This window comes from Roseateles agri, from assembly GCF_034043675.1.
GTDB lineage: Bacteria > Pseudomonadota > Gammaproteobacteria > Burkholderiales > Burkholderiaceae_C > KK5.
The window spans coordinates 582,068-600,979 of sequence record NZ_JAXCLA010000002.1 but is presented as its reverse complement, the minus strand read 5'-3'; the positions used below and the strand labels follow the sequence as shown (position 1 = coordinate 600,979).

Annotated in this window: 19 protein-coding genes; 12 read left to right on the top strand and 7 right to left on the bottom strand. The window is 67.8% G+C overall.

The genetic code is table 11. The annotated features are described in order from the left end of the window. Positions 1 to 9 precede the first annotated feature (9 nt). The 3 genes from SNE35_RS06855 to SNE35_RS06845 all read left to right on the top strand — a co-directional run bounded on the left by SNE35_RS06855 (position 10) and on the right by SNE35_RS06845 (position 2,507). Positions 10 to 1,053 carry a S49 family peptidase gene (locus SNE35_RS06855; protein ID WP_320422117.1) on the top strand — a complete coding sequence of 348 codons (1,044 nt, stop codon included), beginning with the start codon at positions 10 to 12 and terminating at the stop codon, positions 1,051 to 1,053. 11 nt (positions 1,054 to 1,064) lie between these two features. Continuing rightward, the gene (locus SNE35_RS06850) at positions 1,065 to 2,051 is read left to right on the top strand and encodes a lytic transglycosylase domain-containing protein (RefSeq protein WP_320422116.1); all 987 of its coding nucleotides are present in this window, start codon (positions 1,065 to 1,067) and stop codon (positions 2,049 to 2,051) included. A gap of 138 nt (positions 2,052 to 2,189) precedes the next feature. Continuing rightward, entirely contained in the window at positions 2,190 to 2,507 is a 318-nt protein-coding gene (locus tag SNE35_RS06845) for a hypothetical protein (protein WP_320422115.1), read from the top strand. 7 nt (positions 2,508 to 2,514) lie between these two features. On the opposite strand, the gene SNE35_RS06840 is transcribed toward SNE35_RS06845, so the two are convergent. Next, positions 2,515 to 3,330, bottom strand: coding sequence for a DUF72 domain-containing protein (locus tag SNE35_RS06840; RefSeq protein WP_320422114.1), 816 nt, complete (start codon positions 3,328 to 3,330; stop codon positions 2,515 to 2,517). A gap of 89 nt (positions 3,331 to 3,419) precedes the next feature. Here SNE35_RS06840 and SNE35_RS06835 point away from each other — a divergent pair, with 89 nt between their 5' ends. Next, entirely contained in the window at positions 3,420 to 3,839 is a 420-nt protein-coding gene (locus SNE35_RS06835) for a PaaI family thioesterase (RefSeq protein WP_320422113.1), read from the top strand. A 7-nt stretch (positions 3,840 to 3,846) separates the two neighbouring features. Here SNE35_RS06835 and SNE35_RS06830 read toward each other — a convergent pair whose 3' ends face one another. The 4 genes from SNE35_RS06830 to SNE35_RS06815 all read right to left on the bottom strand — a co-directional run bounded on the left by SNE35_RS06830 (position 3,847) and on the right by SNE35_RS06815 (position 8,574). Then, a complete protein-coding gene (locus SNE35_RS06830) occupies positions 3,847 to 5,196 on the bottom strand; it encodes a serine hydrolase (RefSeq protein WP_320422112.1) in 1,350 nt (449 codons plus the stop codon). An 8-nt stretch (positions 5,197 to 5,204) separates the two neighbouring features. Next, positions 5,205 to 6,824 carry a SulP family inorganic anion transporter gene (locus SNE35_RS06825; RefSeq protein WP_320422111.1) on the bottom strand — a complete coding sequence of 540 codons (1,620 nt, stop codon included), beginning with the start codon at positions 6,822 to 6,824 and terminating at the stop codon, positions 5,205 to 5,207. Further along, positions 6,821 to 7,456, bottom strand: coding sequence for a ParB-like protein (locus SNE35_RS06820; protein WP_320422110.1), 636 nt, complete (start codon positions 7,454 to 7,456; stop codon positions 6,821 to 6,823). The genes SNE35_RS06825 and SNE35_RS06820 overlap by 4 nt, the downstream gene beginning before the upstream one ends. Positions 7,457 to 7,521: 65 nt before the next feature. Further along, positions 7,522 to 8,574 carry a helix-turn-helix domain-containing protein gene (locus SNE35_RS06815; RefSeq protein WP_320422109.1) on the bottom strand — a complete coding sequence of 351 codons (1,053 nt, stop codon included), beginning with the start codon at positions 8,572 to 8,574 and terminating at the stop codon, positions 7,522 to 7,524. A 181-nt stretch (positions 8,575 to 8,755) separates the two neighbouring features. Between SNE35_RS06815 and SNE35_RS06810 the strand changes: the two genes are divergently transcribed. The 7 genes from SNE35_RS06810 (at position 8,756) to SNE35_RS06780 (ending at position 15,758) form a co-directional block, all read left to right on the top strand. Next, positions 8,756 to 9,772, top strand: a complete 1,017-nt coding sequence (locus SNE35_RS06810) for a hypothetical protein (RefSeq protein ID WP_320422108.1) — start codon at positions 8,756 to 8,758, stop codon at positions 9,770 to 9,772. After that, complete coding sequence (locus SNE35_RS06805) at positions 9,769 to 10,332, top strand: PEP-CTERM sorting domain-containing protein (RefSeq protein ID WP_320422107.1); 564 nt, start codon at positions 9,769 to 9,771, stop codon at positions 10,330 to 10,332. The genes SNE35_RS06810 and SNE35_RS06805 overlap by 4 nt, the downstream gene beginning before the upstream one ends. Next, on the top strand, positions 10,329 to 10,598 hold the full coding sequence (locus tag SNE35_RS06800) for a hypothetical protein (protein WP_320422106.1): 270 nt from the start codon (positions 10,329 to 10,331) through the stop codon (positions 10,596 to 10,598). Before SNE35_RS06805 ends, SNE35_RS06800 begins: the two co-directional genes overlap by 4 nt. A 108-nt stretch (positions 10,599 to 10,706) precedes the next feature. Beyond that, positions 10,707 to 11,486 carry a hypothetical protein gene (locus SNE35_RS06795; RefSeq protein WP_320422105.1) on the top strand — a complete coding sequence of 260 codons (780 nt, stop codon included), beginning with the start codon at positions 10,707 to 10,709 and terminating at the stop codon, positions 11,484 to 11,486. A 99-nt stretch (positions 11,487 to 11,585) separates the two neighbouring features. Then, on the top strand, positions 11,586 to 12,140 hold the full coding sequence (locus SNE35_RS06790) for an ECF-type sigma factor (RefSeq protein ID WP_320422104.1): 555 nt from the start codon (positions 11,586 to 11,588) through the stop codon (positions 12,138 to 12,140). A gap of 19 nt (positions 12,141 to 12,159) precedes the next feature. Then, a complete protein-coding gene (locus SNE35_RS06785) occupies positions 12,160 to 15,000 on the top strand; it encodes a serine/threonine-protein kinase (RefSeq protein WP_320422103.1) in 2,841 nt (946 codons plus the stop codon). Between the two features lie 92 nt (positions 15,001 to 15,092). After that, a complete protein-coding gene (locus SNE35_RS06780) occupies positions 15,093 to 15,758 on the top strand; it encodes a phosphatase PAP2 family protein (RefSeq protein ID WP_320422102.1) in 666 nt (221 codons plus the stop codon). On the opposite strand, the gene udk is transcribed toward SNE35_RS06780, so the two are convergent. Together udk and SNE35_RS06770 are read right to left on the bottom strand one after the other, a co-directional pair. Next, on the bottom strand, positions 15,691 to 16,353 hold the full coding sequence (udk, locus tag SNE35_RS06775) for a uridine kinase (protein ID WP_320422101.1): 663 nt from the start codon (positions 16,351 to 16,353) through the stop codon (positions 15,691 to 15,693). The genes SNE35_RS06780 and udk overlap by 68 nt on opposite strands. Positions 16,354 to 16,423: 70 nt before the next feature. Next, positions 16,424 to 17,233, bottom strand: coding sequence for a PEP-CTERM sorting domain-containing protein (locus tag SNE35_RS06770; RefSeq protein WP_320422100.1), 810 nt, complete (start codon positions 17,231 to 17,233; stop codon positions 16,424 to 16,426). Between the two features lie 463 nt (positions 17,234 to 17,696). Here SNE35_RS06770 and SNE35_RS06765 point away from each other — a divergent pair, with 463 nt between their 5' ends. Continuing rightward, complete coding sequence (locus SNE35_RS06765) at positions 17,697 to 18,791, top strand: DUF5677 domain-containing protein (RefSeq protein ID WP_320422373.1); 1,095 nt, start codon at positions 17,697 to 17,699, stop codon at positions 18,789 to 18,791. The last annotated feature ends 121 nt before the right edge of the window (positions 18,792 to 18,912 follow it).

Genomic DNA, 18,912 nt, shown 5'->3' with positions numbered 1-18,912 from the left:
AAGCGGTTCATGAGCCCCAACGACGAAACCCAGCTGCCCCCGCCGATTCCGGATCCGACGCCGGCGCCTGTGCCTATTGCTGCACCGGTTGCGGCACCGGCCTCCGCGTCCGCTTCTTCCGCTCGGCCTGCGAACTACGAAGCACTGCTGGCCGAATTCGCCCGCGAGTACCTGCGTGACCGCCGCAGCCAGCGCCTGTGGAGCCGCTTCGTGCGCATCTTCTGGCTGGTGCTGCTGTTCGGCGCCATCTGGTTCGTCTTCACGCAGAACCGCCACGGCATGGCCGTGCCGACCGGCCCGCACACGGCCCTGGTCGAGGTGCGCGGCGAGATCGCGAGCGACACCGACGCCAGCGCCGAGCTGATCCTGTCGGCCGTGCGCAGCGCCTTCGAGGACCCGAACGCGCAGGCCGTTGTGCTGCGCATCAACTCGCCCGGCGGCAGCCCGGTGCAGGCCGGCATCGTCTACGACGAGATCAAGCGGCTGAAGGCAATCCACGGCAAGAAGGTCTATGCCGTGGTCGAGGAGATCTGCGCTTCCGGCGCCTACTACATCGCTGCGTCCGCCGACGAGATCTACGTGGACAAGGCTTCCATCGTCGGCTCGATCGGCGTGCTGATGGACGGCTTCGGCTTCACCGGCCTGATGGACAAGGTCGGTGTCGAGCGCCGCCTGCTGACCGCCGGCGAGAACAAGGGCATGCTGGATCCGTTCACCCCGCTGAACCCCAAGCAGCGCGGCTATGCGCAGGCCATGCTGGACCAGATCCACCGCCAGTTCATCGCCGTCGTCAAGGAAGGCCGCGGCGAGCGGCTGAAGGAAACGCCGGAGATGTTCTCGGGCCTGTTCTGGAACGGCGAGGAAGCGATCAAGCTGGGCCTGGCCGACCACTACGGCAACCTCGACTTCGTCGCCCGCGAGGTCGTCAAGGCCGAGGACGTCATCGACTACACGCCGCGCGACAACGTCGCCGAGCGCCTGGCCAAGCGCTTCGGCGCCGCCTTCGGCGAGACCGCGGTGAAGTCGCTGCGCAGCCTCCCTTCGATTCGCTGAGCTTGAGCCCGATGCGTGCAGCGCTGCTGTCATGCCTGCTGCTGTCGGCAAGCGCTGCCTGCCTCGCGCAGAACAGCAACGGCGTTGACCTGCCTGGCCTGACGCTCGAATCCTTGCCGCGCCCCAGCACGCCGCCGCCCGAGGTCGGGCCGGTCGTGCCTTCGCAGGTACAGCGCTGGCGCGAAGAGGGCGAGGCCTACGAGTACGGCAGCAACGGCATGCCGCGCGATCCGGTGCAGGCGGCCAAGCTCTATTGCCGCGCCGCGCGCTACGGCGATCCGCTGGCGCAGTACGCACTGGGTTGGATGCTGACGAATTCGCGCGGCATCGAGCGCGACGACGCGCAGGCCGCGCACCTGTTCGCCGCCGCGGCCGAGCAGGGCATGGTGCAGGCGCAGAACATGATCAAGTCGATGGGCACGCCGCTGGGCCCGCCGCCGGCCTGCCTGCGCCCGCCCGACACCGATCCCGCGCCGCTGGCGGCCGCACCCAAGCGCACCCCGATGACCAGCATGCAGCTGCTGAACGCGCAGCCGCTGCCGCCCAATGCGCCGGACGTGCTGGTCCGCTTCGTCAAGCTGGAGGCGCCCGAGTACAAGCTCGCGCCTGCGCTGGTGCTGGCCGTGATGGCGACGGAGTCGAATTTCGACCCGCTCGCCACCTCGGCCAAGAACGCCCAGGGCCTGATGCAGTTGCTGCCCGACACCGCCACGCGCTTCAAGGTCAGGAAGCTCAGCGATCCCGTGCAGAACATCCGCGGCGGCATGGCCTACCTGCGCTGGCTGCTGGCCTACTTCGAGGGCGACGTGTCGCTGGCGCTGGCGGCCTACAACGCCGGCGAGCGCGCCGTCGAACGCTACCGCGGCGTGCCACCCTATGCGGAGACGCGCATGTACGTGCGCCGCATCATTGCGTCCATCGGCGGGCTGCGCGAACACCCGTTCGACGCCTCGATCACGCCGCCCTCGCCGATGCTCGGCTTGCTGCGCAAACCCTGATCTTCGTCATCGGGGGTCAGGTGTTGCCAGGGTAATTCCGGAGCTCGAAACTCCGCTGAACCCCGCAGTTATGGGTGGCCGCGAGCAGGGGCGCTTGCTACGCTGCGTCATCGCTCATCCACCTTGAATCCCAGACCCATGAAATCGCTGCTGACGCTTGCTTCCCTGGCCCTCGCCGCTTCCTTCGCCCATGCCGCCGAGGGCGTCACCGTCGAAACGCTGCGCACCGAATGCGCCGCCAAGTACAGCGCCAAGCTCGACACCAAGGATGATGGCGCCGCCAACAGCTACCACTTCGTCTACGCCAAGGGCGAGTACAAGGGCGAGCTCCAGTCCGGCAAGGCGCTGCCCTGCACCGAAGGCCAGTACGTCGCCTACCTCGACACGCAGGACCCGACCCGCGTGATGTCGGCCTACCCGACGGCCGCCGGCCGCCCGACCGCCGCCAAGAAGTAATCGCGGCCTATTGCGGCGATTCCAGGCGCTCCCTCAGCGCCATCGCCGCGGCCGGCGCCTTCTCCTTGGCGCCGCTGATGAAGAACATGAACACGTCACGTGGCTTCGCCTCCGGCGGCGTGCCAGCTTCCACGCGCGGCACGCCGGCCGGCTCGCCGCCATCGCGCCAGGCCTGGCCGCAGGCGGCCAGCGCGTCCAGGGTCTCCGGCGTGCAGCCCAGTGGCAGCGAGGCGTCGGTGCGCATCATCCGCGTGTAGACGAAGTCTGCCGTGAGGTCGGCGAAGCTCGGGTAGTCGTCCGAATCGGTAAACACGGTGCCGGCCTTGTAGCGCCGCGCCAGCGCGAGGAACTCGGGGCACAGAAAGGTCTCGTGGCGCACGTCCAGCACGTGGCGCAGCGCGATGCCATCGGCCTTCTCCGGCAGCAGCTTCAGGAAGGCCTCGAAGTCGGCCGGATCGAAGCGCTTCGTCGGTGCGAACTGCCAGACGATCGGCCCCAGCTTGTGCGCCAGCTCGACGATGCCGCTGCCGATGAAACGCTCGATCGACTCGCCCGCCTCAGCCAGCACGCGCCGGTTCGTCGCGAAGCGGTTGGCCTTCAGCGAGAACACGAAATCGTCGGGCGCCTCGTCGCGCCATTTCGCGAAGGTGGCCGGCTTCTGCGAGCTGTAGTAGGTGCCGTTCACTTCGATCGCGCTGAGCTTGCGGCTGGCGTACTCCAGCTCGCGCCCGTGCGGCCAGCCCTTGGGATAGAAGTTGCCGTCGCGCCAGGGCTCGAAGGTCCAGCCGCCGATGCCGGTGCGGATGCGTGGGGTGGTGCTCATGGGCCGCATGGTGCCCGAGGCGGCCGGGCCGTCAAGGCGGTGTTCTCCCCGACAATGGCTGTTCATGGACGCATACACAGTGGGCAGGGATGACGATGATCGATCCTGAAGAATTCAACCGCCGCGGTGCCGAGATGCTGCCGGGCCACCTGGGCATCGTGATCAAGAGCATCGCGCGCGGCGAGGTGCGGGCGGAGCTGCCGGTACAGAAGAGCGTGATGGCGCCGAACGGCTTCCTGCATGCGGGCAGCGTCGTCACCCTGGCTGATACCGCCTCGGGCTACGGCTGCGTGGCCAGCCTGCCGGAAGGTGCCGTCGGCTTCACGACGATCGAGCTGAAGTCCAATCACCTGGGCACCGCGCGCGAGGGCACGATCGAGTGCGTGGCCACCGCCGCCCACCTGGGCCGCACGACGCAGGTGTGGGACGCGGTCGTCACGCACCGCGAGACGGGCAAGACGATCGCGCTGTTCCGCTGCACGCAGATGGTGCTGTACGGCAAGGGCTGAGCCCGAGCTACTCCTTCACGAAGCGCAGATGCTGGCCGCCCTGCAGCACCGTCAGTCCCGGGGTCGGGCCGGTGTCGCCGTCGAACTTGATCGGCAGCGGCGTGACGCGAGCGAAGAACTCGCGCGGGCCCTTGGCGAACAGTTCGAACTCACCCTGGCCGGTGGCCTGGGCGAACAGGCGGGCACCGCGGGCGCTGATGGTGATCTTGAACTGCGGGTTCATCGCGTAGGTGCCGTCCAGCGCGGCGAGCTGCTCAGCGTCGACAGTGACAGCTGCCTGCTTGGTGCTGGAAAAGTCCTGCAGCGGGATGCGCGAATCGATCAGGTGCAGGCCGAGGTCGGTCACCGGCACGAAGGCAGCGCACAGCGCGAGCGAGGCGCGGGCCCGGTCGACATCCAGCCACAAGCTGCTGGAGAAGCCGAAGGTGCCGCCGTCGTGGCCGTAGATCCAGCGCTGATCCAGCGGCGCGAGGTTCCAGGCCAGGCCGATCGGGTTCTTCGGCGCGGCACCGTCGGCACGACGCTGCAGGCACAGCGCGAACGCCTCCTTCAGCGGATGCTCGAAGGCACCCACCGCCGCCTGCGCGTAGCGGGCCAGACCACGCGGCGTGGCCAGCAGCGCGCCCGCGGCGGCTATGGCCTCGGTGAAGCCCCAGTGCGGCACGACCTTGCCCTTCGCATCGTGGCCGTCCACCAGACGGCGTGAGCCCGAGGGCACGAGCATCACCTCGTCGAGCGCCAGCGGCTTGAGCACGCGTTCCTCGAGCAGCGTTGCATAGGGCTTGCCGGCCTTCCAGGCCAGCGCCCGGCCCATCAGGCCGAAGCCGAGGTTGGAGTACTCGTAGACGGCCTGCCGCTCGCGCGTCGGATGCCAGTCTTTCAGGAAGCTCAGCAGTGCCTCGTCGTCGTAGTCGACGTAAGGGTTGGCCGGCGTGCGCGGCGCCATATTGGATGGCAGGCGCGGCAGGCCGGAGCGCTGCGTGGCCAGGTCCAGCCAGCGCAGCGGCTGGTCCTTGCTGTCGCGCAGCTTGATCGATTGCGGCAGCACCTGCTCGACCGGATCCTCGAGCTTCAGCTTGCCCCGCACGACGGCGTCGGCCAGCAGCAGGGCGGTGAAGGTCTTGGTGATCGAACCGATCTCGAACAGCGAATCGGGCCCGCAGGCGCGTGCGCCGAGCTCGATTTTCATGCCGTCGATGCGCGCGGCGGCCAGCGCGGTGTCCGGCGTCAGGTCTTGCGCGCCGGCCCGCTGCTCGACAAGGGCCTGCAGGCTGCCCTCGCTCGTCGGAGAGGATTGCGCCCGGGCGGCGAGTGCCGGCGTGGCGGCCATCAGGATCAGTGCATCGCGACGTTTCATGGTCGCCATCATGCCGCGACAACGGCGTCGTCCACGCTCCAGTAGGCGTCGGCCGATGGCAGGCCGGGCAGGGCGGCTCGGGCGAGCAGGTCCTGCAGCTCATCTTTCACGCGGGCCAGCAGCAGGCGCTGGCCGCGAGCCTGGACCCAGGCCGCGAACTCGGCGAGTGCTTCAAGGCTGGTGCCGTCGAGGTCCGGCGATTGCTCCAGGCTCAGGATCACCCGGTCCACGTCGGATGCGGCGGCGACGCGATCCCGCAGCGCCGCGAACACCGCATCGGCGTTGCCGAAGAACAGCGGCACGTCCGGCCGTGCGATCAGTGTGCGAGCCGGCGCGCGTGCATCCGCATGGCGCGCCAGGTCTACGAAGTCATGGCTGTCGCCCAGCCGGCCCAGCCAACTGATGCGCGTGGCCGCGAGACTGCGCAACAGCAGGGCCAGGCTGGCGGCAATCGAGATGAGCAGGCCATCGAGCACGCCCAGCAGCAGCACGGCCGCGAAGGCAAACAGGGCGATCAGCCGGTCGCGCCGCCAGCGGAAATAGGGGGCGAGCCCGCCGGGGGCCAGGGTGTGGCCGACCGCATGGATCACGATCGCCGCCAGCAGCGGCTGGGGCGTGTGCGCGATCCACGGCAGCAGGGTCAGCGCGGCCAGCAGCACCACCGCGGCGGCCAGCAGCCCCGCCGCCTTGCTCGTTGCGCCAGCGGCCTCGTTGGCCGAGGTGGCCGAGTAGCCCGCACCGACCGGCATGCCCTGCAGCAGGCCGGCCAGCAGATTGGCGGCGCCGAGCGCGAGCAGATCGCGGTTGGCATTGACTGGATCGCCGTGCCGGACCGCAAAGCCGCGGATCGAGCCATAGGACTCGGCATACAGGATCAGGGCGAGCGCGAAGGCCAGCTCGCCCAGGCGCAGCCACGTCTCGCGCGCGAGCATCGGCCAGCGCAGTCCGTCGAAATGGAGCGTTAGCGTGCCGACGGCGGGGATGTTCCACAGGCGGTCGCCACCCGCCAGGTCGAACGCGACGCCCAGCGCAATCACGACCAGCGCGCCGGGCAGTGTGCGCCAGCGTGAGAACAGCTTCAGCAGCACCAGTCCTGCGACGCCGACCGCGGCGCTGCCCCAGTTCCAGCGCGGCAGCGCCGCGACCAGGTCCCACGCGAGGCGGAAGAAGTCGCTGTGTTCGAGCTGGACACCCAGCAGGGTCGGGCATTGCTTCAGCACGATCGTCAGCGCCAGGCCCATCGAGAAGCCGCGCAGCACGGGCTTGGCGACCAGGCTGGACAGAGCCCCGAGCCGCGCCAGCGCGGCCAGCACGAACAGCGCGCCGGTGAGCAGCACCAGGCCCGCCGCGAGCGCCATCCGTTGATCGGGCGCGCCGGGCGCCAGGTCAGCGGTCATGCTGGTCATGGCGGCCAGCAGCAGCACGGCCGACGACGAAGTGGCGGAGACGATGGCGAAGCGGCTGCTGCCCAGCAGCCCGTACACCAGCAGGCCGGCGAACAGCGCCATCACGCCTGCTTGCGGCGGCATCCGGGCGAGGCCGGCGTAGGCGACGGCCTCGGGAAGCAGCAGGCCGGCCATCGACAGACCGGCGATCAGGTCGGCCGGGCGCAGCGCCGGAGTCTTCATGCCGCCTCGGCCTTGCCGCTCCAGCCGGGCAGGTGTCGTGCGTCCGGGCCGTGCGCAAGCTCCATCGCGAGCTTGAGCTTGGCGGTCGGGATCGAGCTGCCGGGCTTGAGCGCGCCGAGCTTGCGCAGGCCGGGCTGCCGGCGGAAGAACTCGGCCCAGACGAACTCGGCGTAGGGCGCCGTGTCCTTGGCGAAGCCGCCGGCATGGCGTGCCAGGCCGGCCAGGCTGCGATAGGGGTCATCGCCCAGGTCGTCCAGCCGGGAAGGCATGTCTTCGTAGTGGCGGCGGCAGCCCTCGGCGTCGTAGGGGTGTGCCCAGTGCTGGAACTCCATCAAGCGCCAGAACATGTCGATCTGCAGGTCCGCGTAGTCCGCCAGCTGCATGACCCAGACCTGCTCGACCTCTTCCTGCAGCAGCGCCGCGCCGAGGTGGTGGTGATCGACGATGTAGAAGTGCTCGCCGGGCCCGCGCACGGCGGGGAACCAATGCTCCGCGAGTGCCTGGGCGCGGTCGCGCCGCTTGAGGCGGGCCCACTCCGCGCGCTTGGCCAGGACTTCGGCGGCGCCGAAGGCCATCTGGGTGGGCCGCAGATCGCTCAGTGCGGCGAGGGTCAGGGGCTTGGAGAAGTGCATGGCGGCGTGGCGGTGGCTGGGTGGGGTCGCTAGCCTACCGTGTCACACCGCCCCGCCGGCGGCCGTCATGTCGCGCTTTTGGTGGCCGCGCCGATCAAGGGCAGATGCGTGATCAGCGCCTGCCGCCACGCCGCCGACTGCACCTCGTCGGGATAGCTGCGCAGTGCGCGCACCTCGTGCGGCGGCATGCCGAAGCGCTTCTTGAAGGCACGGGTGAAGGAGGTCGGGTGGGCGAAACCCAGCTCGTGCGCCAGCTGCTTCAGGCGCAGGTGGGCGGCATGCGGGGCGGTGATGGCTTGCAGGGCCCGGTTCAGCCGGCGATCGAGGATGAAGGCCGCCACGCCGCCCAGCGGCTCGAAGAGGCGGTACAGCGTGGCCCGGGAGAGGCTGAATTCATCGGCCAGCACCTCCGGCCCGAGGTCGGCGCGGCCCAGTTGCTCCTCGATGAAATCCGTCATGTCGGTCAGCGATGCCAGGCCCACGTGGGCGGCCGAGCCGGCGGCCTGGCGCTTGGCGGACTGCAGGCCCGCGACGACCAGCTGCAGCGTCGCGTCGCTGACGGCCTGCGATTCGGCCGTGCTGATCCGCGGCGCTTCCTCGACGCAGGCGCGCAGGTGGGCCAGCAGCAACTGCTTCGTGGCACCCTGCCGCAGCACGAAGCCGTGGATGTCGGTCATCGCTGGCATCAGCGCCGCCAGCCGGCGCCGCGGAATGTGCAGCGCGATGTTGTGGATCGGCTGCCGACTCTCGATGGAGAAGGGCCGCGTCAGGTCGAAGAAGGCGATCTCGTTGGCCTCCACGACGCTCACCCGGCCGTCGATCTCGGATGTGAACGATCCGCTGAGGTAGACCGTTACGAGGATGTCGTCGATGCCGGAGCGGGCGATGGCACGCTGGTTGCGGTCGAAGCGCGAGGCCGAAGTCCTGGCGTGCGACAGCAGCACGTCCGGCAGGAAGGTGATCGACGAACGAGCGAAGAAGGGCAGATCTTCACGCAGGCGCACCACGTCGAACATCGGGCGGACCACGATCTGGAACCTGGCGAAGCTGTCCGGCGCGTCGGCGGGCACCTCGATCTCCTGGTGCTGGACGAACGACTCTTGTGGGGGACGGGTCATGCGCGGGAATTCTGCCAGCGCGTCGTTTTCCGCGCAGACCGCGCCGGCCACGCATACCCGCCGTCTTGATTGCTTGACGCGGCATCTCAAGTCACGGCGGCCGCTCCCTCGCTGCGGCATGCTGCCGCGCTCTGCGCGAGCCTCGCTTCGCGCCATCAAAAAACTAGGAGGGCCACCAACCATGCCGACTTTTTCCGACGTCGATTTCAAGACACGCCTTGCCAAGGGCTTGACCGACAAGCTCTCAACCAAGGACATGCTGAAGAAGATCGACACGATCCTCGACGACTGCCTGAAGCTGGCGCAGACCAATCTCAAGACCTTGGACAGCGCGATGGCCGACTACAAGCGCATGGCCAAGGATGTGTACGGCGACGTCGAGCGCAATCTGGAGCTGATCAAGAAGGGTGACGAGCACTCGGAAGCCTTGCTGCTGGAGATGCAGCGATCGCAGAAAGACCTGACAAGGATCGAGAGCCAGTCCAACTCCGATGGAACCGCGTACTCCAATGCCTTCAACGACGACGGCTTCCGAGCGAATCTGCAGGAGGTCATCGTCGATCGGTTGAAGACCTTGACGAAGGTCACGGAATATCACGAATGCACGAAGACCACCGAACTGGGCAAGGAGATCCTGAAGCTCGCCAAGCCGGTCACCGACGCCAGAGAAAAGATCATCAACCAGATCGCGCTGATCAATGGCGAACGGGACCGGATTGCCGAGTACGTGAAGCGCGTGACAAGCTACATCGACACGGCGTCCAAGCTGGTGCAGGGGGAGAAGGCGGAGAAGGGCAAGTTCGTGACCCAGGCCACCAGCATCCAGGGGCGCATCGGCAAGCCCGGTGCCGATGTCCAGGGTTCGCTGTGGCGCGACTACGAGTCCCTGGAAACGCGGATCACGCGTGCCCGTGGCTATCTGACGCTCGACAACGTCGAAGCGGTGCAGAAGATCAAGGACAGCTTCTTCAACGAAGGCGAGGCGAGCCGCAAGGAGTTCTCCGGCATCTTGAAGACCGTCGTGATCGACATGCAGGCGCTGCGCACGCTGCACGGCAAGCGCTTCTACGCCAAGCTCGCGCTGCCGAAGCTGGAGAAGTCGCTGAACGACATCGCCAACGAGTTCAAGATGCAGCAGGCACGCATGGTGGAAACCGGCCGCCTGCTGGAGCAGCACCTGAAGGAGCTGGGGAATTGAGCCCGCGCGCCCTTGCCCTCGGCGCCGTCCTTTCGATGGCACTGGCTTCGACCGCCCAGGCCAGCCTCGTCACCTGGACGCTCAATGACGTGAGCTTCGACGATGGCAGCACCGCCACCGGCTGGTTCCAGTGGGACAGCTCGGCCTGGAATCCGACGCTGGCGACCGACGACCCCTGGTACACCGGCGGCGACTACGGCGAGTACAGCATCCAGACCTCGACAAACGGCGGCCTGGGCTGGAACTACAACTCGGCGGACGGCAACAACATCGGCTACTTCAGCAATCTGTGGGGTTCCACCGGCCTGGCCTGGGCCGGCTATGCGCTGGACACGCCCTACCTCGACCTGATGTTCGCCACGGCCCTCACCGACGCGGGTGGCACCGTGTCCGTCGTCGATGGATGGGAGTGCACCGATGTGAGCAGCACCACCTGCCGGCAGATCACCGCGGGCACGGTCTCGGCCGTCATCGCGGCGGCGGTGCCGGAGCCGGCTTCGCTGGCGCTGGTGGGCGTCGCGCTGGCGGGCCTCGCGACCATCCGCAGGCGGAAATCTTGACGGACCTCGACGAACGCCGATCCCTGGTGGTCGACATGCTCCAGATCGCCGCCGCGGAGGTGCCCGGCACGCCGGCGTCGCGCAAGTTCCGCGGGCTCATCGAAGGCGGCAAGTCCGAGCAGGCGCTGCTGATGCTCGAAGAGGCGGGCGAGGATCACCCGGTCAGCCGCAGCTATTGGTCCCAGCTGATGCAGGCGGCGGAAACGCTGGGCCTGCGTCAGCTGCGGCTGGAGTTCGGGCGCCGGCAACGCCGCTGCGCCGGCTGAGCATCCTGGTCGACCGCTCGATGAAGCGGCATGTCCGTTCGTCGGCGCGGATCTCGTACACCCGGAAAGGAGGGCGTCTTGCTTCGCGCCCTCCCGAAAGGGAGTGCGATGGACGGCTTGTTCAAGGCCCTGCTGACGGCGGCCACGGTTTTGCTGGTGATGGTGGCGGCCCGCTACGGCGGCCGACGGGTGGCGGGCCTGGTGGCCGCGCTGCCGACGATCACCGCGCCGACCCTGGCCTGGCTGGCGCATGACGAGGGCATGTCCTTCGCCATCAGCGCGGCGATCGGCAGCGTCGCGGCCTGCGCGATGCTTGCGGTGTTCGCGCTGGGCTATGCGCGCGCGGCGCGCTACGGCGGTTGCCTGCTCGCGCTGATCTGCGGCGTGGGCGGCGCGCTGGCGATGGCCCTGCCCGCACGGGCGGCCAGCACCGACCTCGGCTGGGCGCTGGTGCTGGCGCTGGGCAGCAGCGCGCTCACCTTCGCGGCGATGCCCAGGATGGGGGCGGAGGTCGTGCCGCCGCGGGGCCGGCCGCGCTCGATGCTGCTCGTCGCGGCCAGCGCGGGCGGGCTCACCGCGCTGGCCACCTTGATCGGCCCGGCGATGGGAGGCTTCGCCGCCGGGCTGCTGTCCTCGCTGCCGCTGATCACCGGCTCGGTGGCGATGGCCGAACATGCCCAGGGCGGCCACCGCGCCTCCGCGCACTTCCTGCGCGGCTATGTCGGTGGTCTGTTCGGCAAGGCGGCGTTCGGCGCCGTGTTCGTGCTGCTCGCGCCGCGTACCGGCGCGCTGCCGGCGCTGTCACTGGCCTGCGTGTGCGCCTGCCTGCTGTCGACCGTGCGGCCGCGCCTGTCGGGCCTGGTTGCGCCGGCGCGTGTTACACGATGAAGCAAGCTGCTCCGCAATTGAGTCGATGCACCTGCCCGGGCAGGCCGGTGCCGGCGCTACCATGCCCGTCCCGAGCAACGTTCTGGACGGAATCGCGACATGGGGGAAGTGACGCAGCTGATTGGACAAGCGCGCGACGGCGATCGCGGCGCCTTCGACCGGATCTTCGAATTGCTCTACCCCGAGCTGCGTCGGGTGGCCCGCCGGCGCCTGTCCCGCGGCACTGGCGACGAGTTGATGCAGACGACCGCGCTGGTCAACGAGTGCTACCTGAAGCTGCTCAAGCGCGAGACCCTGACGCCCGCGGACCGCGCGCACTTCCTGGCCTACGCTGCGACGGTGATGCGCTCGATCATCGTGGACGCCGCGCGCGGCGCGAAGACCGATCGCCGCGGCGGCGATGCCGAGCAGGTCACGCTCGATTCCGAACTGATGGTCGCGCAGCCCGAGGCCTCGGACGAGATCCTCGCCGTGCATGCCGCGCTGGAGGATCTCGGCCGGGTCGACGAGCGGCTCGGGCGCGTCGTCGAGATGCGCTATTTCGGTGGCCTGGAGGACGAGGAGATCGCCGAGGCGCTGGGTCTGTCCGCCCGCACCGTGCGCCGCGACTGGGAGAAGGCGCGGCTGCTGCTGGCCCACGCGCTGCACGCATGACGGCGCGGCCGGCAGCGGCATGAAGGGGCTGTCGCGCTTCGAAGGCGACTGGCCCGCGATCAGCGCGCTGCTGGACGAGGCGCTGGGTCTGCCGCGCGATGAGCGCGACACCTGGCTCGATGGCCTGGCCGGCGAGCGGGCCGCGCACCGCGACGCCCTGCGCGCGCTGCTGGCGCACCAGGCCCAGGTCGAGACCGACGACTTCCTCGAGACCTTGCCCCCGCTCTTTGCGCAAGACCAGGTCTCGCGCGACCCGGGCGCCTCCGCTGGCAGCGGTGTCGGCGCCTACCGGCTGATCGCCGAACTCGGCCGGGGCGGCATGGGCACGGTGTGGCTGGCCGAGCGGGCCGATGGCCTGGTGAACCGGCGGGTGGCGCTGAAGCTGCCGCGCATCGTCTGGGGCGACAGCCTGGCCGAGCGCATGGCGCGCGAGCGGCAGATCCTGGCGACGCTGGAGCACCCGCACATCGCCCGGCTCTACGACGCCGGCATCGACGCCCAGGGCCGGCCCTTCCTGGCGATGGAGTACGTTGACGGCACGCCGATCGATGCCTTCTGCCGTGACCGCGCTCTGTCTGTGCGCGAGCGGGTCGAGTTGCTGCTGCAGGTGATGGCGGCCGTGGGCCACGCGCATTCGCGCCTGGTCGTCCACCGCGACCTGAAGCCGAGCAACATCCTGGTGACGCAGGACGCGCAGGTGAAGCTGCTGGACTTCGGCATCGCCAAGCTGCTGCAGGGTGACAGCACCTCGCGCACGGCGCTGACCGAACTGTCCGGCCGCGCGCTGACGCTGGACTACGCCAGCCCCGAGCAGATCCGCGGCGAGCCGCTGGGCACGGCCAGCGATGTCTACAGCCTGGGCGTCGTCGCCTACGAGCTGCTGGCCGGCGCGCGGCCCTACCGCTTGAAGCGGGGCAGCGCGGCCGAGCTGGAGGAGGTGATCGCCGCGGCAGAGGTGCCGCTGGCGAGCAGCACCGGCAGCGACCCCGCACTGCGCCGGCAACTGCGCGGCGACCTCGACGCGATCCTGAACCATGCGCTGAAGAAGTCCCCCGCCGATCGCTATCCGACGATGGAGGCCTTCGCGCAGGATCTGCGCCGCTGGCTGGACGGCCAGCCGGTCGAAGCGCGGCCCGACGGCCTGGCCTACCGCGCCGCCAAGTTCGTGCGCCGGCATCGCCTGCCGGTGGCGGCCGGCAGCGTCGCTGTGCTGGCTCTGGTGGTCGGGGCCTCGCTGGCGCTGTGGCAGGCCCGCCAGGCCCAGGCCGAGGCGGCTACCGCGCAGGCGGTGCAGGGCTTTCTCGAAGGCGTGTTCCGCGCGAACACCGCCGACCAGGCCGACCCGGCCAAGGCCCGCGACACGACGGCGCGCGAACTGCTGGACCGCGGTGCCGAGCGCATCGACGCCGAACTCCGCAACGCTCCGGCCGCGCGCCTGCGCCTGCTGACCGTGCTGGCCTCGATGTACCAGGACCTGGGCCTGAACGAACGCGAGGTCGAGTTGCAACGCCAGCGTCTGGCGCTGGCGCGCGAGCTGTACGGCCCGTCCAGCGACGAGGCGGTGCTGGCGATGGCGGCGCTGGCCAATGCGCTGGGCCTCGCCACCCAGCGGGACGAAGCCGCCGAGCAGTTGAAGCAGGCCAGCGCTCTGCTGGATGCGCGGCGGGATAGCGACTCTGTGGCGCGGCTGCAGGTGGAGATCGGGCAGGCCTCGCTGAACCGCCGCACGAATCCCGAGCTGGCCATCAGCTTCGCCGAACGGGCGCTGGCGATCGCCCGCCGCGACGGGGCCAGCAGCCGCAGCGATCTGCTGCAGGTGCTGCACATCCTGGGCGACGCGGCCCTGTTCAATAAGTCCTTCGAGCGCGCGCAAGCGGCCTACACCGAGGCGGTGCAGCTCTGCGAGGCGCATCCGCCGCTGGGCGCCGGCGATCTGTCGCTGCTGTACGAATTCCTCGGCCACTCGCAGCGTGCGCTGGGCCGCTACGCCGAGGCCGAGACGAGCATGCGCAAGGGCATGGAGGCGGAGGTGGCACGCAAGGCCAACCCGGTGCGCATCGCGGAGACGCAGACCCACTACGCGATCCTGCTGAACCAGTCCGGCCGCTTCCGCGACAGCCTGGCGGCGCTGGCCCCGGCCTGGCAGTGGAGCCAGGACGCCCCGGCCGACCTGCCGCAGCGCCGCTGGGTGCGCATGTGGCAGGCCCGCGCGCTGGCGAACTACGGGCAGACGGAGGCGGCGCTGGCGGTCAGCAAGGGTGACGTGGCCGTCGTCGGCACGCCCCATGCCGCGGACGGCATGGACGAGCAGGTGTTGACGGACCGCGCGCAGGCGCTGACCAGCCTCGGCTGGCTGGCCGAGGCTCGCACGATGCTGGAGCGCAGCCGGCAGTTGCAGCAGGCGGCCGGCAAGCCGCCGGGCAATCTGTACGCCGTGGCGCTGCGGCGCTGGCTGGTGCAAAGCGGGCAGGCCAAGGACGCGCGGGTCGATTTCCAGACGCGGCGCGCGGCGAAGAAGCTGCCGGCCGCACCGACCGCGAGCGAGCCGGTGACGGACCAGGTGGAATCGGCCTGGCTCGAACTGTCCGCCGGCAACGCCACCGTGGCGGAGGCGCAGGCGCGGCAGGCGCTCGCAGCCATCCGCGATGGCGGCCATGCCGACTACCGGCGCGACCACGAGGCACGCGCCACCTTGCTGCTCGGCCAGGCCCTGCTGCAGCAGCACCGGGCCGCTGAAGCCCGGCCGGTGCTGCAGGAGGCGGTGCGCCTGCATCGGCTGATCTACGACCCGGCGTCGAGCCCTTTGCTGGTCGAAGCGCAAGCCGCGCTGACCCAGGCGGAGCAGGCACCCCAGCGCTGAATCCGTCGTCGGGATGACGGGCCATGTCCGCTTTGCGGCCGCGGGCTCGTAACCAGGGAGGAGCGGGTGGTTGCATCCGCCTGGAGATCCCGATGAGTTCGATCAGCGCTACCCGTTTCTCGTCGCTGCGCTGGCAGCCCGTGCCCTGCGCGGCCGCCACCTCGGCCGCCTACGTCACGCTGTACGCGCTGTCCAACCAGCTGACCAGCCATCGGACCGACGTAGGCGCCGGCGTGTTCGACTGGGAACGCTCGATCCCCTTCATCGGCTGGACCATCGTCCCCTACCTGTCGATCATCGTCTTCTTCGTGGGGGCATTCTTCGTCGACACCGACCGGGAGGCCCTGCGCCGCCACGTGCTGCGCCTGGCCATCGTGCTGCTCGTCTCGCTGCTCTGCTATGCGGCGTTTCCGCTGCGCTACACCTTCGAGCGGCCGCGCACCGAGGGCTTCATCGGCGTGCTGTTCGAGCTGCTGGGCCACTGCGACATGCCCTACAACCGCGCACCTTCACTGCACATCGGCGTGCTGGTGCTGCTGTGGGCCCGCTTCGCGCCGGTGCTCCGGGGCGTGTGGGGCACGGCCTTGCGGATCTGGTTCGCGCTGATCGCGGTCTCGGTGCTGACGACCTACCAGCACCATGTGCTGGACGTGCCGGCCGGTGTGGCGGTCGGCATCCTGGCATTGCTGCTTACGGCGCCGGCGAATCACCGCTATGAGCGGCCTTATCGCGCAGCAAGCTCATCACCTTGGTGGTGATGATGTCCACCGCCGGACCATTGGCACCGTGCGGCAGGATCACGTCGGCGTTGCGCTTCGTCGGCTCGATGAACTGCTTGTGCATGGGGCGCACGGTTTCCAGGTACTGATTCACCACGGACTCGGTGCTGCGGCCACGCTCCGAGATATCGCGCTGCAGCCGGCGGATGAATCGCACGTCCGAGGCCGTGTCCACATAGATCTTCAGCGACATCATGTTGCACAGCTTGTCGTCGTACAGCGCGAACAGGCCCTCGACCACGATCACCGGTGCGGGCTTCACGGTGATGGTCTGGCTGGAGCGGTTGTCGGCTGCAAAGTCATACACCGGCATCTCGATCGCCTCACCCTTGCGCAGCGCGGCCAGGTGCTGCGCCATCAGCGGCCAATCGAAGGCATCGGGATGGTCGTAGTTCTGCTTGCGCCGATCCTCCGGCTGCATGTGGGATTGATCGCGGTAGTAGTCATCCTGCATCACCACCGCCACGTTCTCCGGCCCGATCGCGGCCAGCACCTGGCGCGTCACCGTCGATTTGCCGCTGCCGCTGCCGCCTGCGACGCCGATGACGAAAGGTTTGTGGGAGTTCTTGGGCATGAGGTCGCGCTGCGGGATTTGACGAAGCCTGCGAATTTACAGGCTGGCGAGCAGATCCCTGGCGACCTTCCTAGGAAACGCGGCCCGATGCGAGTCGCTGGCGGCGACGCGCCACGGCGGCCAGTCCGACGAGACCGGCGAGCATCAGTTGGTAGGTCTCCGGCTCCGGCACGGGCGCGATCGCTGCGCCGACGTCGCCGTCGTGAACGGCCCAGGCATACAGGAGGTTCTCCTGCTTGGCCCAGCCCTGTGAGCCGAAGTCGGGATAGAACAGCCAACTGGCCGGCGCGTAGCGGGGATCGCCCGCGTGCTGATCGAAGCTCGTTCCGAACCAGTAGCCCCAGCCGGCGTCGTAGCTGCTGAAGGGCCCCGCATTGGTGATGCCGTAGCCCTCCTGATCGTTGCCCGAGGTGTCGACGATGCTCTTGTTGCCCAGTTCGACATGGAACATGTAGGCCATCTCGCTGTTCTTGCTGACGATGTTGTAGCTTTGATCGCGCGAGCCGGTCCACCAATCGTTGGCGCTGTAGTACTGCCAGTCGATGCCGTTCACCGGGCTGACTTTGGGCAAGCGCCAACCGGTGACGCCTCCAACGCTCAAGTCGGTGACCAGCGTCTGCGCCTGATTCCAGGTGATCGCGCCATTGCTATCCTGCGTGTCATAGACCGAGCCCTTGCCGAGATTGGCGTTGGCCATCCAGGTGATGTTCAAGGCGCTGTCGTAGTAGGCCTCCGGTCCGTTGGCAAGATTGCCGTCCAGATCCCGGGCCTGCAGTGTCGTGGTCCAGGTTCCCTGTGAGGGTATCGATTGCGCGGAGACAGTCATTCCGACGCACATTCCGAGCAAGCCAATGACGGTACGGACGAACACGTTCTTCATCGAGAGCCCTTCCTTGGGAGTGGTGTGAACTCAGCATAGAAGTAAAGCTGCTCTCGGAAATGGCTGACTTCTGTCATGGCTGAAGTCAGCCAATACGCCGGCGCCGCGGCGTTCAGGCCATGTACGGATTCACCGAAGCCATCGCGCCCTGGAAGAAGCCCTTCGCGCGTCGGCCGGTGCTTTGTCTAGGATCGAAGTGGGGGCTGCTTTGCAGCGTTGGCGGTCACTCGCCGGTGGAAATCTAGTTCACGGTTTTGGCGCCAATGCGGTCACTGAGGAATCTGACTTAGGGCTGGACGACCGCAATCGGGGCGAAAGCTAAAGCGGGCAGACGTGCAGAATCCGATTTCAGCCTGAGCGGAGATTCAAATTGGTTCAGCCGACAGAATACGACCACCAAGCGATCATGGATGACGCGCGACTGGGTAGCCCTCCATCGAAGGACTACCTTCGAACGGTGGACATGCTCGACAACGTTGTTCGCGAGTGCATGTACGTGTCGCGAAGCTACGCCGGAATCAAGTCGCCGACATCAAAGCACTTCTACGCCTCTGTCCTTTTTACGGCTCTGATCACACGGGGGGTCAGCCTGGCGCAGCTCATGCCCTTTACTCCTTGGGCCGAGAAACGGATTGAGCACTGGGATTACGCCTCAGCCGCGGGGATCGTCCGCACGATGCTGGAACTTCGCGTAGCGTTCTACTACCTCTGTGTCGATTCATGCCCTGACGAAGAGTGGAATTGCCGCTGGAATCTGTTCAATCTGCATGACTGCGTGTCCCGTATTCGTCTCTTTTCTGCTGTGCAGAACCCGGAACAGGTCGCAGCTTTCGAAACACATGCCACCGAGCTTCGGCAAAGACTGCAGACGAATCCGTTCTTCTCATCTCTGCAAGCAGGCCAGCAACGAAAGTTTCTTCACGGGCAGACGGCCTATCTAATGCCTCTGGAGGACATCGCGGAACATGCTGGCATCGAGAAATCAGTTTTCCGCTGGATCTATGTGCTCTTCTCTTCCCACGTACATGGTCTACCAATGTCCTTCTACCGGATTGGCGACCGCGGCAGGGGCTTGCCGTCCCCAACGGAGGAAGGATACACATCGCTTTGCCTGAGCTTGGCATCCACGTTTCTAGTCACCACAAGAGACGAGGTTCACGAGTTGTTTGTGGACTTCAAGTCACAGGCTGATGATTGGGTCAAGTCAGAAACGTCGATCGAAGCCACGTCAGATGTGCCGGTCAGCGGAAAGCGGTTGGCAGTTGGCGAAACGATCACCCTGACAGAAACAGGCGACTTGGCCATCGAGGTGACCATGTTGACCAGTGATTCCGTGGAATCCGTGTACCGCCACAAGCCGACTGGCAGCATAGTCCTTCGACGCACGGACTCCGACACGGACGGCGCCTCACTGGACTTTTTCGACGGGTTCTATTGGACAGTGTTTGTCAACAACCTACCCACGACCCAGTCGCAGGTCGAAGCTCTCGACGCAAAAGCGTTCGCGTTCAAGGTCGATCATGCTTCGAGAACGCTGCATTTGAAGGTGGAGGAGTAACCCTCTTACCGGCATCGCTAAGCAGACAGACTTCAGCCATGGCTGCTGAACTCTAGGAACCATGGGCGGTCCCCGCAAATCGCTGTCGCTCGCCGCGCGCGTCGACCAATGTCAGGTATCG

Coding starts and splice junctions, on each gene's coding strand:
- SNE35_RS06855 (WP_320422117.1), top strand. CDS start 10: ATGAGCCCCAACGACGAAACCCAGCTGCCCCCGCCGATTCCGGATCCG.
- SNE35_RS06850 (WP_320422116.1), top strand. CDS start 1,065: ATGCGTGCAGCGCTGCTGTCATGCCTGCTGCTGTCGGCAAGCGCTGCC.
- SNE35_RS06845 (WP_320422115.1), top strand. CDS start 2,190: ATGAAATCGCTGCTGACGCTTGCTTCCCTGGCCCTCGCCGCTTCCTTC.
- SNE35_RS06840 (WP_320422114.1), bottom strand. CDS start 3,330: ATGAGCACCACCCCACGCATCCGCACCGGCATCGGCGGCTGGACCTTC.
- SNE35_RS06835 (WP_320422113.1), top strand. CDS start 3,420: ATGACGATGATCGATCCTGAAGAATTCAACCGCCGCGGTGCCGAGATG.
- SNE35_RS06830 (WP_320422112.1), bottom strand. CDS start 5,196: ATGAAACGTCGCGATGCACTGATCCTGATGGCCGCCACGCCGGCACTC.
- SNE35_RS06825 (WP_320422111.1), bottom strand. CDS start 6,824: ATGAAGACTCCGGCGCTGCGCCCGGCCGACCTGATCGCCGGTCTGTCG.
- SNE35_RS06820 (WP_320422110.1), bottom strand. CDS start 7,456: ATGCACTTCTCCAAGCCCCTGACCCTCGCCGCACTGAGCGATCTGCGG.
- SNE35_RS06815 (WP_320422109.1), bottom strand. CDS start 8,574: ATGACCCGTCCCCCACAAGAGTCGTTCGTCCAGCACCAGGAGATCGAG.
- SNE35_RS06810 (WP_320422108.1), top strand. CDS start 8,756: ATGCCGACTTTTTCCGACGTCGATTTCAAGACACGCCTTGCCAAGGGC.
- SNE35_RS06795 (WP_320422105.1), top strand. CDS start 10,707: ATGGACGGCTTGTTCAAGGCCCTGCTGACGGCGGCCACGGTTTTGCTG.
- SNE35_RS06790 (WP_320422104.1), top strand. CDS start 11,586: ATGGGGGAAGTGACGCAGCTGATTGGACAAGCGCGCGACGGCGATCGC.
- SNE35_RS06785 (WP_320422103.1), top strand. CDS start 12,160: ATGAAGGGGCTGTCGCGCTTCGAAGGCGACTGGCCCGCGATCAGCGCG.
- SNE35_RS06780 (WP_320422102.1), top strand. CDS start 15,093: ATGAGTTCGATCAGCGCTACCCGTTTCTCGTCGCTGCGCTGGCAGCCC.
- udk (WP_320422101.1), bottom strand. CDS start 16,353: ATGCCCAAGAACTCCCACAAACCTTTCGTCATCGGCGTCGCAGGCGGC.
- SNE35_RS06770 (WP_320422100.1), bottom strand. CDS start 17,233: ATGAAGAACGTGTTCGTCCGTACCGTCATTGGCTTGCTCGGAATGTGC.
- SNE35_RS06765 (WP_320422373.1), top strand. CDS start 17,697: ATGCTCGACAACGTTGTTCGCGAGTGCATGTACGTGTCGCGAAGCTAC.